Consider the following 17,923-nt stretch of genomic DNA (forward strand, 5'->3'; position numbering starts at 1 on the left):
CGGATTTTTGATAGGCTTTTAGAAATTAATTGAAAATAACCTTTTTAGAAATAGTAAAATCATTATCTAAAGTTACTTTTACAATTAAAACCTGATTACTTGATTGTAGGTTTGAAATCTGTAATTCAGTAGAATTTACTTTTGTTTTGTTGTAAAGTACTCTGCCAGAAATGTCATAAACCGAAATTTCTTTTAAGTTTTCTTTAGACGATAGCACTTTTATAGTTTTATCTTTTACAGAAATTAAAACGCCGTTTTCAATATTTTCGAAGTCTCCAGTTCCTAAAGATTTATTAGTGTAACGAAGTACAAAGCGATCAGCAAAAGTTCCTGCTGTGGTTGTAAAAGTATAATTGCTTTGTGTTAAATCATTAATTGTCCCCGTTGTTTTATCTTCTAAATAGATTTTCTGCGTAGCTAAATTTCCATCGGCTTCATCAATAGCAATGGTAAATTCTCCCGCAATCGTAGTTTTGTATCCTAAAGGTACAATATCTGTATCTAAAAATGGCAGTGCACGACCTTGAATTACAAGCTTGCTGCTTCCATTTACACTATAGAAATCCAGATATTTATTTCCATCAAAAGTTGCACCATCATAAATTGTTTCAACATTATTGGTTGCTCCTTCAACATACCCTACTAATAATTGTTTGAAAGCCCCTCCTTCATTTGTCATATTCAGCCAAACACGGTGTTTTTCAGTAGAAGCCGTTTTAGAAGTATTTCCAGGTTTGAAGAATTGACTATTGTCGTTGCCTCCAGATCGCATTAAATTGGTAAAAGCAATTGTCCCAGCACCATTTGTTCCAACAAAAAACGCTTGTCCGGCACCAATTTGACCTGATGGTTTGTCATTGTTATTTCCTGAAACTGTTCCTGTAGGAGCCGCTGTCTTTACACCTCCAGTAACATTATAGCTCGCATAATCGTCGGTATTATATTGATATGCACCGCCAAGAACTACTGGTGTGTTATGTGTCCAAAAATATAGGGTTCCTTTTAAAATATTTTTATTTTCAAGTATAAACTTATTTGCATCTAAAGCTGATGGATATGGATTTCCTACCAAATAAAATTTGTTTGCTAAGACAGCTTCACCTGTTAATGTTCCATTATTTGGTGTCCCTATGAATGTAGCTGCATAAGACTGTCTATTTGTATTGGAGTAATTTTCAGGACCACGAATAATGTACCCTTTACCAACAGTCATGATAGTCCAATTTGGAGTAAATACCCATTGACTGCCATCATAAGCATATAATTTAGAAGGGTCAGTTAGTGGAGATACTTCTCGTAAAGTTTGATTTTGAACTGGTGTTGACCAATACACATAATCAGCCTGACGAATAGGAAGACTTGTTCTCTGATATGAAATATTACCGCTGTTAATACTTGGACTAGTGTCTGTTTGAATTAAGCTTGAATTGTTTTTAAACAAAAGTGATCCCGAAGTTGTAGCCGATGAAAGTACTTTTACGGCACCATAGACTTTTAAAGTGTTGCTCGCTTCAACAACTAAAGAAGCTTTGTCGTTTACGGTTAGCGTATAAGCGTTAGAATCTATACTAGTATCAGATATAACAGGACTTTTTGTTACTCCAGAAGGTATAATTACACAGTCAGATGAAGTTGGAATTCCAGAAGGACTCCAGTTGGTTGCTGTGTTCCAATCTGTGCTAGTTGCTCCAGTCCATGTTTTCGACGCAGGAGAATTTACTTGTAGAAGTGTTCCAGTTGAGATGCATCCAGAAGCGTTTTTTGCTGTTACAGTATAGAATGCCGGATCAAGAGAGCTGAAAACAGATTGATTGTAATAATCAGTTCCATTGATACTATAAGTATATCCAGCGGTTGCTGTAATTGTTATAGTTCCTTTTGTTCCTGAACAAGTAGGCTGAGTGGTTACACTTGCTGATGGAGCTGCAGGAAGTCCATTTACAGTAATTGTTCCTTTTGCTTCACCAGTGATAGTGCACCCGCTGGCAGTTAAAGGAATTGTGTAATTGAAAGTTCCTTGGCTAGTAGGTGTTCCACTTATAGTTAATAATTTAGAAGTATTGTCATAACTTACCGTCAAACCTGAAGGAAGATTATAAGAACCCGTGCCTATACCATTAAACCCCTTTATAGTATGTGTAATCGAATTCATTTGGTTGTTAATGCAAACTGATGAACTTTGAGGGCCAGAAACACTATATTCGTTTATCATAGTAGTAGAACTAGCTGCTGGATTATTAGAACAAGCATTCGAATAGGTTACAGTTACCGTTTTTGAACCAGCTGTCAGCCATTTTAAAGTAACAGTACTATTAGACGTTCCAATTCCTCCTGAAGTTATGCTATAGTCAGTTCCTAAAGTACCAGGAACAGTCCATATATAATTACCTTGGCCAGATTGTGTAGTATAGGTTACATCCGTATTTGGACAACTTGTTGCTGAAGGCGATACTGTAAATGTTGGTCTTGTATCAACATCAATTCTTGTTTGAATTGCTGTTTCTGCAGGGCATGCTCCGTTTTGTACAACCGTTCTGAAGGTTCTTAGCGCTGTTAATTTTGCAGGTTGATAGGTAGTTAAATTTGCTGTATTTGGGATGTCAATCCAGCTTCCACTAGATTCCGCCGGATCATCACTATATTGCCATTTAACAATAGTACCGCTAAAAGTACTCATGTATAATTGTGGACTGTCATCTCCAAGGCAAATGTGTTTTCCACCATGTACTTGTCCTCTGTTAGGAACTGCTACAGTAATTGTTCCTGTTGCTGTTACGTTTCCACATCCGTTTAATAATGTTACGGTATAATTAAATGTACCTCCTGTTGTAGTTGTTGGAGTTCCTGTTATATTTAAAACATTAGAAGCCCAAGTTCCTGTAACTCCTGCTGGTAATCCTGTAACGTTTGTTCCAGTCGCTCCTGTGGTAGTATATCTTATGGTTGTTATAGCGCTACCTTTACAAATGTTCTGAGCGTCAGTTCCTGTGGCAGAAGTTAAAGTTATAGTATTGGTTGGGTTTACTTTGATTGTTCCTGTTGCATTTACTGCATTTGAACAGCCAGTTAATGGAATGCTATATGTGAAAGTTCCAGTTGCAGTAGGTGTTCCACTAATTGTTATCGTATTATTATTCCAAATTGCAGTAACTCCGGCAGGTAAGCCAGTAATACCGCTGCTATTTATTCCGCTCGCATTTATTGTTGTGTGAGTAATAGATGTCATATTAACTCCAATACATGTTGTTGGCGTTGAAGAAGCAGTGCTAACGATGTTACCAGCATTGACGATTACTTCATTAGAAGTTACAGTACAGCCACCATTTGTTGATGTGCAGACTACATACCATGTCCCGACTCCTAGGGATGCTGTTGTTGGAGTATATGTTGTAGAAGTTGCTCCCGAAATCGGAGTTATTGTTCCTCCTGAAGCCGATCTTTTTCCCCATTGTCTCGAAGTTATGGTACCTCCTGATTCAGTAACAGTTAAAAGGTTACCTGTTGTACAAAAATTTTGAGTTGTTGTTGAGGCTATTGATACAGATGATATTTGAGCAGATACAGTGACAGTTACAGGATAGGTTACGCTCGTGCAAGATGTGGAATAAATAAATACTCTAACAGTTGCATTATAGGTGCCAACAGCTACGCCATAAGGTACATTTATGGTAATTGTGCCTGTACCAGCGGTAAAGGAACCACCCTGATCTCCAAAGCCAGCTGACTTAGCGGCACTGTCAAAAACTAATGCATATCCATTTGGAGAGCCGGTTGTGGCACTATACGTTAAAGTACTACTTACACCATCTTTACAAACTGGAGAGTTGGTCGAATTAAGTGTTACAGTTAATTCTGGTCGTATTTCGACTTGTAGGACACCTGTATAAACTATCCCACAGTTAACATCTCCAACCATTACTCTATATTCCCAAGTTCCCGCAGTTGCTGGTGTTTCTGTGTATGAATTAGTTGTGTTGGCAATAGTTGTCCACGTAGTAGATGGGCTTAATCTTTTTTCCCATCTAACAACTGCTCCTACAATAGTTCCTGTTAAGTTGATTGTAATTGGAGAATTAAAGCAAGCTGGAGCAACATAAGCTAAATATCCAGATTGTGGTGAGGGAGGTGTTTGTAAAGTTGCTGTATTTCCACTTGAAATTGTATTACTACATGAGCCACTTGCCAAATTTGTAATTGTTATAGTGCTAGAGCTTGCTGTGGTTAAATCTGTAGTTGTAAAAGTTCCGCTTCCAGCTGCACTAACGGTCATTGTTGCTGTTTTAGCTGTTGCGGATGGATTAGTTGTGTTATAGGTTACAGTGTAGGTTCCAGTGGGTAAACTACTTGCGGTTGAATTTAAGGTAACAATGGGAGTGCTTGAAGCAGTACATTTTACAGCCGTTACTGAAGTAAGACTAAAAGCTTGACTTACTGCTACAGTAATCGTGCTTGTACTTGTATATAAATCGTTTCCGTAGTATGTTGTGCAAGTTAAGATGGCTGTATAATTACCTGTCTGACTTGCGGTCAAATTATAATTTTGTGTATTACTTGTAGTTGTAGTTCCATCGGGTGCTTTCATGCTCCAAGAGTAGTTTACGCCTGCTGAACCTCCTGAAGTTTTCGTTCCTGATGATCCTGAGTAAGAACCGATTAGATTAATCGTGCCATTTTGACAAACAGGGGAATTTGAATTTGCAATTGCATTCAATGTTCCACCACTACTATTAAAAGCATCAAAATCATATACTGCACCGCCACCATTTCCTTTACAAGCAGCAATTTTTGTACTTCCGATATAGATAGCGACATTGTTTGAACAACCTACACTATCATCAACTTTTCCTGGAGAATTAACTTTTACGGCTGTGCCAGATGGCAGGTATATACTACTTGTGTTGTCCGCAAAAGTAAGTAAACCGTTAATTGTTAATTGAGTTATAGAATTAAGCGTTACGGTGCCAGATACTATAAGCTTTCCGCTGATTGTCAATGTTTTAGCATTGATGGTTCCGGTACTGGTTACTGTTGCACCACTAGCTATTACAACATCGTCAGTTGCTGTGGGAACTACGCCACCAACCCATGAACTAGCACTATTCCAATTTCCTCCAGTACTTGTAGAAGTTATAGTACCTGCGACAATGGAAATTTTATCCGAAAAGTAATTGGCTCTAATTGTGGGGATGTTGAGTGCTGATGTATTTTTTCCAAAGGTAAAAAGAGACAACAGGAAAAATAAAAAACTTAAAAGTAATTTTCTAATCATAATTAAATCGTGGCATTTAATTTTAAAAACTGTTTTTTTATTTTGTTTTGTTTAACGTTCGTTTGCCATCAATTACTTAAAAAAAAGCAACATCTAAAGGAAGCCAAATAGTCATGTTAAGTGGTTTCAATCAGGATGTTATGCTGGCATAGGATTTAACCCAACAAAGATATATACATCTACGAGTTTCGAAAAAGGATGGTTTTAGAATGGCCGAATAATCGATGAAGTGTAAAAATTACTCGTTGAAGTGCATGAAGAAAATAGTGTTCTTGTGGAAATTCTTATAAATATCGATTTTTAAATATAAGAAAAATCGTAAAATGCGGTGTGTATTTTACAATTAATTAAACTTTTTGATGCAAAAACGCGAGATATGCCTAAATATTCGCAACAATTTGATATTTGTATAGGAAAGTATTTTCTGATGTTTTAGAGGTGTTTGAGAATGATTTAAGTCTATAGTTCTCAAAAAAAATGGAGCTTATTCTAGCTCCATCATTTTTACCTTTTCATAAACAAAATTGCTTTCATAACCACGACGAAGAAGATAGTCGCAGAACTTTTTTCGTTTCTTTAAAATGTTTTTTTCTTGAATACTATTCCAGCATCTTTCAGCAAGATCGTTAAAAGTGTTTTCATATTCTTCGGCAGAAATTTCTTTAAGCGCCAAAGTTATATTTGTCGATGAAATATGCCTTGCTTTGAGTTCGTTTGTAATTCTGATTTTACCCCAATGTTTAATTCTATGTTTTCCTCGGGCAAAACTGCAGGCAAAACGTGTTTCATTTAGGAAGTTATCTTCAATCAATTTTACTACAATAAAGTCAATTTCATCAGAAGTCATTTTTAAACTCTGCAATTTCGCAATTACTTCGTCATGACAACGCTCCTGATAGGCGCAAAAGTGTTCTAATTTCTGTAAAGCTTCTTTTGGAGTATAAATTGAATTCATGAGTTTTTTCCTGCTTTTTAACTATAAATACTAAAAATAGTCATTTTGATGTTAAATTTCCGTCGATTCTTACACTTTTTCTAAAAAAGAAATTACCTAAAATGTTGTGAGTGTGCGGAATTATAATATTTTTGTACGATAATATCACAAGTTGAAACCAGTTTGAAAAACAGTGTTTTAACTTAAAAACATCAAAGTTTAAAAGCCAAAATTAAAGTATTGCCCCGAAAAAAGCCATATCATTTAGTTTTCTTTTAACGCCAAAACAAATCTAATACCACGCCTATGCTTCGAAAACTACTTTTGTTCGTTCGTTCTTTATTTTTAAACTTTTCTAATTCTTCTAAAGAAAGATCTTTTACACCGAGTTTGAGGATGCTTTGTTTGGGGGTATTTTTTGTTGGTTTAGTTGCTAGTGCAGCACCTCGTTTCGCAGTAACATCAGGAAATTGGGATGGAGCTATATGGGCTTCAACTGCGGGAGGAGTGGCAGGTTCTGCTGCTACACCAACTATTAGTGATGCTGTTACTATTAATAGTGGAATTTCTGTTACTGTTAACGTAGCAGCTAATTGTGCAAGTCTTGATTTTACTTCTGGAAATAATACTAACTCTACAGTAACTATTAATTCAGGAATTACTCTAAATGTCGGTGGAGCAATCACAATTCCAAGGACAGGTAACAACAGTTTTAAAAATTTGATTGCAGTTGGTTCAGGAAATTTGAATGCAGCTAGCATTTCGTTTCCTAGTACGGGGAATAATGTACGACATGAAATTACTATTTCCACAGGAACTGTTACTGTCACTGGAAATATTATTGGATCTGGGGGAAATACTAGTGGTTCAATTACATTTACAGGAACTGGAACTTTGAAAGTTGGAGGAACTATGTTTCTTCCTGCTGATGGTACTTTGACCACTTTTACAGGAAGTACAGTAGAATATAATGGTACAGCACAGACAGTTTCAAATTTTACATATAGCAATCTTACACTTTCAGGTTCAGGAAACAAAACTATCGCTCCAAGTGTAACAGTCAGTAATAATTTGACTGTTTCTGGTACGGCAGTGCTTGCTCCAGGTGGCGCTAACCGAATTTCGGATGCTACTAAGGTTGTTTTAAATGGTGGAAGCTATTCTACAGGTGGTTTTAGCGAAACTATGGGGACTTTGACTTTGAATGATAATTCTACAATAGCTTTAGGTGCAGCAAATCATACAATAAACCTTGCTGCAAGTAATGGAATAGCTTGGACTTCTGGTAAAATCTTAACAATTACAGGTTGGACAGGGGTATCTGGTTCTTCGGGAAGAATTTTTCTTGGTAGTTCAGCGGCAGGTTTGACAACATCACAATTGGCGCAAATAAAGTTTCAGGTGGGTGCTGAAAATAGAGACGCGGCTATCTTGGACACAGGTGAAATAGTGCCTGCATTTTGTCCTTTTGCAAGTAATACAATATTTGGAACGACACAATCAATTTGTTATGATTCAACAGTTAGAACTGGACCTCCAGCTACTGGAGGAGTGACTTTTTCTGCTGTTCCGGTTGATCGTTATGTAGCTGTGAATGTTATTCAGGGTGTACAATATCGTATTGCTACAACAGCAACAAATAGAACTTTTACAAAACGATTGACATTATTTAATGGCAGCAATACGGCAACTGCTTTAGCTACTGTTAATGCTAGTTCTGCTACCACTGCAGCAACCATTGATTGGACTTCTAATTTTACAGGAGTTTTGTATGTAGCTTTTAATACTGCAAATTGCCAAACTAGTGCACAAACAGATGATATTACTGTTAGTTATATCGGAGGTAATAATACCGCAGATAATCAAAATACATACGGTACAAATTCATGGATTGGACATGTTTATAATTTTTCAGATGCAGCTGGTGTCAGTCCTCTTATTGATACTGATGCGTTTGCGAGTTATTTAGGATATTTTAATCAAGCAAATACAGTGTCTGGTTCAACTATTTCTTTTACTCAGGATTATAATACTAGTACATCAACTGCAACTTGTTTTCCTATTACCGCAGCAGGAACGTCACAATCTGTTTATACGGAAACCTTTGCTGTTCGCTATAAAATGCAAACTACTTCGGCAGTTTATCCTGCAGGTTGCTATTTTGTAACTATAAAAGGAGATGATGGTGTTCGCTTATATATTGATGGAACCTTGGTATTTGATGCATGGGTTCAACAAGCGGAAACAACTTATGATAATGTATTGGTTTATTTAAATGGAAACAGCCAACTTGTTTTTGATTTTTATGAAAAAAACAGTAATAATACATCAACTTTTTCTATTACTCCTGCATCAGCAACAATAGCAAGTTTGAATACGATTACTCCAGTTGGACCAATCGTAAGGTGTTCATCTACTACAACAGCATTAACAGGCTCAACTGTAGCAACACAAGGTAGTAATTCAATTGCTCCCGTTTTATACCAATGGCAATCTTCTATTGATAATGTAACTTGGAGTGATATATCTAGTGCGACAGCAAAAGATTATACTGTTCCAGGAACTACACCTGCTTCTGCTACGCGAATTTACTATAGGAGAAATGTTAAAGGTTCAACGACAAACTCTGCTGCATGTGTTTATAGTACAAATGCAGTTGCTATTATTACGAGCCCTAATAATTCAGCGCCTGTAGCACCAACTTCAGCAGCTGGGACTAACATAACTTGTTCTAGTTTTACTGCGAATTGGGGTTCAATATTAAATGCTACCAGTTATAGGATAGATGTGTCAACAAGTAGCACTTTTTCAAGTTTTGTTGTTAATAATTTAGATGTTGGATTTGTAACTTCATATAATGTTACAGGATTGAGTGTTGGAACTTATTATTATAGAGTAAGATCCTATAATGGTTGTGGAAACAATCCTAGTGCGGCTTCTTCTACAGTTCAAACTGTTGTTGTTGCTAATCCATCCGCTACAATTGGTGGGGGGGGAAATGTTTGTTTAAATGCAAGTTCACCAAATGTGGTTTTTACAAATCCGCAAACTTTACCAATTACTGTTACTTATAATATAAATGGAGGATCAAATTCTACTGTAAATGTTCCTGCTAGTTCTACTGCAAATATTGCAGCACCAACTACAACTTCTGGAGTATTTGTCTATAATTTGGTTAGCGTTGCATTCCAATCGGCTCCAACTTGTTCGACGACAATTTCGGGTTCAGCAACGGTAATTGTAAATTCATCTCCAACCATTACATTAAATAAAACTGATAAAGCTTGTCCATCACCAAATAATGGAACTATAACCCCAACTCTTTCAGGAGGACTTACAAATATTAGATACATTAAACTAACGCAAAAATATGTTAATGTAGATGCATGGCAACAAGTAGCAGAAATACAGGCTTTTGAAATTTTTACTGGAACTAATGTTGCTTTGTCTTCAAATGGTGCTACGGCTACATCTAGTTCTTATTATAGTAATAATCTTGCCATATATGGACCATTGAGAGCAATTGACGGGAATTTAGCTAGTATATGGCATAGCAATTCTACAAATATTAATGAATACATAACGGTTGATTTGGCATCAGCAAAGAATTTAGATTATATACGTATTTATAATCGCGCTGATTGTTGCCAAACAAGAGGTCAAAATATGTTGTTGGAATTACTTGATGCATCGAATAATGTTATTTATTCTAAAACAGTAGACCTTTTTGAAAATATAACTACACCACAACATTATATTGATGTTAATGTTTTGGATGTTTCTTGGAACGACGCAGCAACTACTTTAAATAGAACTGGTTTAGATGCCGGAACCTATACTTTTAATTATTCAGATGCAGCTGGTTGTTCATCAAGTCCCCAAGCTACAATTAATACAACTAACGTAAATGCGGCTATTACCTCAGTTACAGGTCCAAGTGCGATTTGTATTGGGGGAACGGCTACTGCATATACAGCTAACGGTGTTGTGTTGGGAGGAGGAACAGGCGCATGGAGCAGTACCAGTACAGGTGTTGCAACAGTTGATGCTTCAGGAAATGTAACCGGAGTAGCAGCAGGAACAACAAACATTGTCTATACAATAACAGGTGGTTGCAGTGGAACAAAATCACAGCAAATAAGTATTACTGTTAATCCAAACGCGGCTATTACTTCAGTTACAGGTCCAAGTACGATCTGTATTGGAGGAACGGCTACTGCATACACGGCTAACGGTGCTGTGTTGGGAGGAGGAACAGGCGCATGGAGCAGCACGAGTACAGGTGTAGCAACAGTTGATGCTTCAGGAAATGTAACCGGGGTTGCAGCAGGAACAACAAATATTGTCTATACAATAACAGGCGGCTGCAGCGGAACAAAATCACAACAAATAAGTATTACTGTTAATCCAAACGCGGCTATTACTTCAGTTACAGGTCCAAGTGCGATTTGTATTGGGGGAACGGCTACTGCATACACGGCTAACGGTATTGTGTTGGGAGGAGGAACAGGCGCATGGAGCAGTACCAGTACAGGTGTTGCAACAGTTGATGCTTCAGGAAATGTAACCGGGGTAGCAGCAGGAACAACAAACATCGTCTATACAATAACAGGCGGCTGTAGCGGAACAAAATCACAGCAAATAAGTATTACTGTTAATCCAAACGCGGCTATTACTTCAGTTACAGGTCCAAGTACGATCTGTATTGGAGGAACGGCTACTGCATACACGGCTAACGGTGCTGTGTTGGGAGGAGGAACAGGCGCATGGAGCAGCACCAGTACAGGTGTAGCAACAGTTGATGCTTCAGGAAATGTAACCGGGGTTGCAGCAGGTACGACGAATATTGTCTATACAATAACAGGTGGCTGCAGCGGAACAAAATCACAACAAATAAGTATTACTGTTAATCCAAATGCGGCTATTACTTCAGTTACAGGTCCAAGTACGATTTGTATTGGAGGAACGGCTACTGCATACACGGCTAACGGTATCGTGTTGGGAGGAGGAACAGGTGCATGGAGCAGTACCAGTACAGGTGTTGCAACAGTTGATGCTTCAGGAAATGTAACCGGGGTAGCAGCAGGAACAACAAACATCGTCTATACAATAACAGGCGGCTGCAGCGGAACAAAATCACAGCAAATAAGTATTACTGTTAATCCAAATGCGGCTATTACTTCAGTTACAGGTCCAAGTGCGATTTGTATTGGAGGAACGGCTACTGCATACACGGCTAACGGTGTTGTGTTGGGAGGAGGAACAGGTGCATGGAGCAGTACGAATACAGGTGTTGCAACAGTTGATGCTTCAGGAAATGTAACCGGGGTAGCAGCGGGAACAACGAACATCGTGTATACAATAACAGGTGGTTGCAGCGGAACAAAATCGCAGCAAATAAATATTACAGTAAATTCATTACCAACAATAACAACAACCGCAACTCCAGCAGTGGTAACTCCAATCTGTGCAAGTGCAGCTGCTCAAACTACAGATTTGGCTTATACTGCTTCAACAGGAAATGCTACAAGTTACAGTATTGATTGGGCTTTATTAACAGATCAGACTTCTACTTCTTTTACTTTTGTCAATGGAGGAGGAACAATAACAGGAATTAAGGTTCCAGCAGGGACTGCATCAGGAACTTACACGGGAGTAATGACAATTACAAACGGAAATACTTGTTCAGCGACTATAAATATAACATTAACTGTAAAACCAAATTTTGCCGCTCCAACTGTAGTAGTACTGCAAAATCCAACCTGTACTACACCAACAGGAAGTGTGCAATTAAGTGGTTTACCTGCGTCAGGGAATTTATTGCAAAATGATGGAACCACAATAACTACAGTTCCTTTTTCATCTAGTACACCAATAATTTCTGGATTAGCTTTAGGTACATATACATTTGCGGTAGATAATGGCTGTGCAGTTGCCTATTCATCTGCAGTTAAAATTGAGGCAAATACTTGGAATGGAGCTACATGGTCATATGGTTCTAATCCAACATCAAATGACTTGGTAAATTTTGCAAGTAATTATATCGTTTCATCAGATGTAATTTATTGTTCAGTAACAGTAAGTAATAACTCTAGTGTAACAGTCAATTCAGGAACAACACTGACTGTTGAAAATGGAGTGCATGTAAACTCAGGAAGTTCATTAACTTTTGAAAACAGCTCAAGTTTAATACAGAACAACACGAGCAATACTTTAAATACCGGAGATATTACTTATAAACGTATAGCGCCAAAAATTCGTCAAGCGGATTATGTCTATTGGTCAACACCAGTTAAAAATCAGACTTTGAGAGAGGTTTCATCATTAACAGATCCTTCTAAATTATATATGTACGATGGTACTCAATGGGTGTTTACACCAAATTGGACTATAATGACCGCTGGAAAAGGTTATATCATTCGTGGTCCTGAAAATTATTCAAATACAGTAAAAACTGACTTTACTGCACGTTTTATTGGAACACCTCAAAATGGAACTTTTACAGGTGAAGCTATGGTTGGAGGAAAATATTACTTACTAGGAAATCCATATCCTTCGGCATTAGATGCTGCCACATTTATTACTGATGTTGCTAACAGGGATTTATTAAGCGGAACCCTTTATTTCTGGACACATAACACTCCAGTAGTTTTAGGTGGAGCATATCAATATGCAACAGATGATTATGCGACATGGAATTTAAGCGGAGGAACAGGAACACGTCCAGCTATTTCTGATCCGGGTGGAACTGTACCAAGCGGTAAAATTGGTGCAGGACAAGCTTTTTTTACAGGTACTGTCATGTCAGGTAATGTGACTTATAAAAATTCAATGAGAGTCGGCGGGAACTCAAATGGTCAGTTCTTTAAGCCAGGTAAAACAGCAAAAACTGCTGAAGTTGAAAAACACCGTCTTTGGTTAAATATGACAAATGAAGGAGGTGCTTTTAAACAATTATTAGTTGGCTATATTGAAGGAGCTACTAATGATTATGAAAGACTTTATGATGGGAAAACCTTTGATGGAAATAAATATCTTGATTTTTATAGTATCAATGAAGGCAACAAATTAGTTATTCAAGGTCGTGGATTGCCATTTACAGATGTAGATGAAGTGCCGTTGGGTTATCGTACAACAATTGCCGGAGATTTTACAATCGCTATAGATAATGTGGATGGAAACATGAAGACTCAGGCAATCTATATTGAAGATAAAAAAACAGGCACAATTCATGATTTAACAGCAAGCAATTATACTTTTACAACAGGAATCGGAACTTTTACTGATCGTTTGGTACTTCGATATACTAATAAATCTTTAGGAACGGGTGATTTCGAAAATATTGAAAAAGGTATTACGGTTTCTGTAAAAGATAAAGTGATTAAAGTAGTTTCATCAAACGAAAATATTCAAGATGTTTCGATTTTTGATGTCGCAGGAAAATTGCTTTATGATAAAAAGAAAGCAGGAACATCAGAATTATTGATCTCAAATCTGCAATCAAGTAATCAGGTTTTATTAATTGGTATAACACTTGAAAACGGATATAAGACAACTAGAAAATTAATTTTTCAATAAGTAGATTAAATAATTTTCAATTAAAAAGAAGGTCATTTCTCATTGCGGGAAATGACCTTTTTTAATTTGAAATATCACCAAAAGTGGGTATTGTAAATATGTAAAGCTATTTATAATTTAGGAAAATTCGTATAATTATTTTATTGGCTTTATTTTGATTAGAAAATTACTTTATACAGTCACTTTGACTGTCTTTCTTGGAAACTTTGAATTTTATGGACAGCAAGGAAAAATTGACGTTACTTTTAATACTCTGGATGACGGTTCAATCGGAGATGGATTTGACGGTCCAGTACAAACGTTATCTTTACAATCCGATCAAAATCTTATCGTTGGTGGGGAATATTTAAATCTTAACGGAATATCTTCTCCGTATTTCACTCGCTTAAAACCGGACGGTACAATCGACGAAAGTTTTCATACAGGAAGTGGTTTCAACGGAAAAGTATATGCAACGTATATTCAGCCAGATGGAAAAATAGTTGTTGGAGGAAGTTTTACCTCTTATAACGGCATAAATGCAGGACGACTTATCCGCTTAAATACAGACGGAAGTTATGATGCATCATTCAATACTTCAATTGGTGCCACAACAGGTATTATATATGATATTGCGCTTCAATCTGATGGTAAAATAATTATTTGCGGAAGCTTTACAAAATATAATAATGTGACGACAAATCGTATTGCACGAATTTTATCTACGGGGGCTCTAGATACTTCATTTTTAATAGGTTCAGGCACTACTTCTAATATTAATAATACAAAAGTCTTGGCTGACGGAAAAATATTGCTTTCTGGAAATTTTACTTCTTTCAACAATACTCCGCACAATAGACTTGTTCGTTTAAACAATAATGGAAGTATTGATTCAAGTTTTAATATTGGGACAGGCTTTGATGATGATGTAAATGCAATGGAAGTTCAGTCCGATGGGAAAATTATTTTAGGAGGAAAGTTTGTCACTTTTAACGGAAACAGTGCAAACAGAATTATCAGAATAATGCTCGACGGAACTATCGACTCCTCTTTTTTTACGGGATCTGGATTTAATTCGGGAGCAGTTTTAGCCTGTAAAATAGATTCTGTTGGAAATATTATGCTTGGAGGATCATTCTATGGAAACTATAACGGAAGTAATGTTAACCGAGTTTGTTTTTTAGATAGCACAGGTTTCCTAAAAGATGAAATTGATTTTGGATCAGGCCCGGCAACGGCATCGGTTTTTGCCTTGGAAAATGATGCTGAAGGCGCGTGGTATATTGGAGGCTCATTTTCGGTTTTTGATGGTTTAAATCAAGGAAGATTAGCAAAAATCGATTCCGAAGGCGAATATGATACAAGTTATTTAACATCCGGAATTGGGTTTGATAATTCAGTTTATAGCATACTATCTTTAGAAAATGCGAAAACAATGGTATTTGGCAATTTCAAAAACTTTAATGGAGCAAACGCTTCCCGAATAGCTAAGCTTTTAGAAGATGGCTCATCTGATCCAGAATTTAATTTGGGACAGGCAGGTGCAAATAATTTAATAAAAACTGCAGTTTTGCAGCCTGATGGCAAAATTATACTCGGAGGAAATTTTACAAAATATAATGAAACATTGATTAATCGCATTGTAAGGATTTTGCCTGATGGAACCGAAGATGCTTCTTTTAATATAACCTCTGGATGTAACAGTCAGGTTTATGCGCTCGCTATACAGCCAGATGGAAAAATAATTGTGGCGGGAGGTTTTACGAAGTATAATGATGTAAATGTTGGTCGAATTATAAGACTTACTTCAGATGGTTTAAGAGACACTAGTTTTAATCCAGGATTGGGTGCTGACGCCATTATTGAATCGGTTTTGATTCAGCCCGACGGAAAGATTTTATTAGGTGGGCGATTTACAACTTTTGACGGCATTTTGTTTCCTCATCTCGTTCGTCTAAATAGTAACGGAAGTATTGATCCAACCTTTACAATCGGCGACGGATTTGATAAAAATGTCTATGCTATAGCATTGCAGTCTGATCAAAAAATAATTATCGGCGGTAGTTTTTTGAACTTTAATAAAGTACCACAAAAAAGAATTCTAAGACTCAACCCAAATGGAAGTTTAGATAATACATTTGATTCAGGTTCAGGTTTTAGTAAAGGAGATGTGCGAAGTATTTTAGTGCAACCTGATGATCGTATTTTAGTGGCGGGAACTTTTTCCGGAACATACAAAAATGTTTCTGCTTTAAGATTGGTAAGATTATTAAAATCGGGTGGTTTAGATAATTCTTTTAGTGCTACTTTGAATAATAAAGTGTTTTCAATTAGTTTTTCATCAGAGCATAAACTTTTGATTGGCGGAGATTTTAATTCCGTTTCCGGAATTTCCAAACATAGAATTGCACGCTTGAAGCTCTGTTTAGAATCCACAATCTGGAACGGAGCTTCATGGTCAAATGGTTTTCCGTCAGGCGGAAAAGAATTGTTTTTTAAAGACGATTACGCTGCTTTGACAACAGCAAATGTTTGTAGTTGTACTATTGATGAAGACAAAAAAGTTACTTTGAAAAGCGGAAATACTTTAAGTATCGAATTTTCGTATTCAGGTTTAGGAACTTTAGTTTTAGAAGATTCAGCAAATTTATATCAGTCTGATGATGATATTGTCAATACAGGAATTATTCATTTGAAAAGAAATTCATCACCTATTTTAAAATCAGATTATGTTTATTGGTCGTCCCCAGTTGAAAATCAAAAGTTGTTTGATCTTTCACCAAGTACAATATCTAATCGGTTTTTAACTTATAGTCCCACAATAAAAAACTGGAAAGTTGAAAGTGTAACTACTATTATGCAGCCTGCAATTGGTTATATTATTCAAGGCCCAAGAGATTTTTCCTCAGTAACTCGCGAATCTTATCCTGCAACTTTTAAAGGAATACCTCATAATGGAAAAATAGAAGTGAATTTAGGACCGGCCAATAGTTTTAATTTAATTGGAAATCCTTATCCTTCCACATTGAATGCCGATGTTTTTTTAAAAGAGAATTCGTCAAAAATTAAAGGAACAATATACTTTTGGACTCATAATACTCCGATAACAAATAATAAATATGCATCTGATGATTATGCTGTTTATAATTTGCTTGGAGGAGTAGGAACTCGTGGCGCTTTGTCAAGCGGTGTAAATGAAATTATACCTGATAAAACAATTGGTGCCGGACAAGCCTTTTTTGTAGCCAGTCAAAATTCGGGCGTAATTGAATTTAATGACAAGATGAGAATGAAGGAACGTAACACCTCCTTTTTTAAACCAGCGAAAGGTAAGGATTTTGAAGAAAATGACATTAAAAAACGAAGAATTTGGCTGAATCTTAAAAATGAAGAAGATCTTTTCAAACAAATCCTGATTGGATATATAGAAGGAGCAACAAACACATATGATATAAGTTATGATGCAGAATCTTTTAGTGGAAATAGATATGTGAATTTTTATAGTATATCAGAAAATAAAAACCTGGCTATTCAAGGCAGGATTTTCCCTTTTGAAAAAACGGATTCCGTTATACTTGGATATATGTCAAAAATTGAAGGTAATTTCAATTTAAGTATTGATCATTTTGACGATGATTTTTCTGAGACGAACATTTATCTTGAAGACAAGGAATTAAAGATATTACATAATTTAAGAGATTCACCTTATATTTTCAAAACGGAGAAAGGAACTTTTGATAAGAGATTTGAATTAAAGTATGTCAACAATGAGTTAAAAGTTGATGATTTTAAAAGTGATTCGAATATTATTTTAGTTGCCGTAAAAGACAAACAAATTAATATTAATGCTTCACAGGAATCAATTAAAGAAATTGAAATTTTTGATTTGACGGGAAAAGTTCTGTACAAAAAAACTAAAATTAATGCGTCTCATTTTTCTATTCAGAATCTGAATTGTGGAAATCAAATTTTATTTATAAAAGTTACTTTAGAAAATGGTTCACGATCAACAAGAAAAGTAATTTTTTAGAAGCGTTTTTTCACCATAAAAAAATCCGTTTAATTCTTTTAAGCGGATTTTTTTTTGATTTTTTTTTCTTGAAATAACTGTTTGCCTGACGTTTTTTTTTCTCAATTTTCTTTAACCGATTCAAAATTTTTTA

At 36.2% G+C, this 17,923-nt stretch carries 4 protein-coding genes; 2 read left to right on the top strand and 2 right to left on the bottom strand.

Going from position 1 to position 17,923, the window contains the following annotated elements:
* Positions 1-25 precede the first annotated feature (25 nt).
* Complete coding sequence (locus FN795_RS15505; protein ID WP_142451436.1) at positions 26-5,269, bottom strand: T9SS sorting signal type C domain-containing protein; 5,244 nt, start codon at positions 5,267-5,269, stop codon at positions 26-28.
* A gap of 484 nt (positions 5,270-5,753) precedes the next feature.
* A complete protein-coding gene (locus tag FN795_RS15510; protein ID WP_142451437.1) occupies positions 5,754-6,224 on the bottom strand; it encodes a regulatory protein RecX in 471 nt (156 codons plus the stop codon).
* A gap of 285 nt (positions 6,225-6,509) precedes the next feature.
* Between FN795_RS15510 and FN795_RS15515 the strand changes: the two genes are divergently transcribed.
* On the top strand, positions 6,510-13,781 hold the full coding sequence (locus FN795_RS15515) for an Ig-like domain-containing protein (protein ID WP_142451438.1): 7,272 nt from the start codon (positions 6,510-6,512) through the stop codon (positions 13,779-13,781).
* Between the two features lie 154 nt (positions 13,782-13,935).
* Complete coding sequence (locus FN795_RS15520; protein WP_154275360.1) at positions 13,936-17,790, top strand: T9SS sorting signal type C domain-containing protein; 3,855 nt, start codon at positions 13,936-13,938, stop codon at positions 17,788-17,790.
* The last annotated feature ends 133 nt before the right edge of the window (positions 17,791-17,923 follow it).

Source organism: Flavobacterium resistens (assembly GCF_900182645.1).
GTDB classification, from domain to species: Bacteria; Bacteroidota; Bacteroidia; order Flavobacteriales; family Flavobacteriaceae; genus Flavobacterium; species Flavobacterium resistens.

Coding starts and splice junctions, on each gene's coding strand:
- FN795_RS15510 (WP_142451437.1), bottom strand. CDS start 6,224: ATGAATTCAATTTATACTCCAAAAGAAGCTTTACAGAAATTAGAACAC.
- FN795_RS15505 (WP_142451436.1), bottom strand. CDS start 5,269: ATGATTAGAAAATTACTTTTAAGTTTTTTATTTTTCCTGTTGTCTCTT.
- FN795_RS15515 (WP_142451438.1), top strand. CDS start 6,510: ATGCTTCGAAAACTACTTTTGTTCGTTCGTTCTTTATTTTTAAACTTT.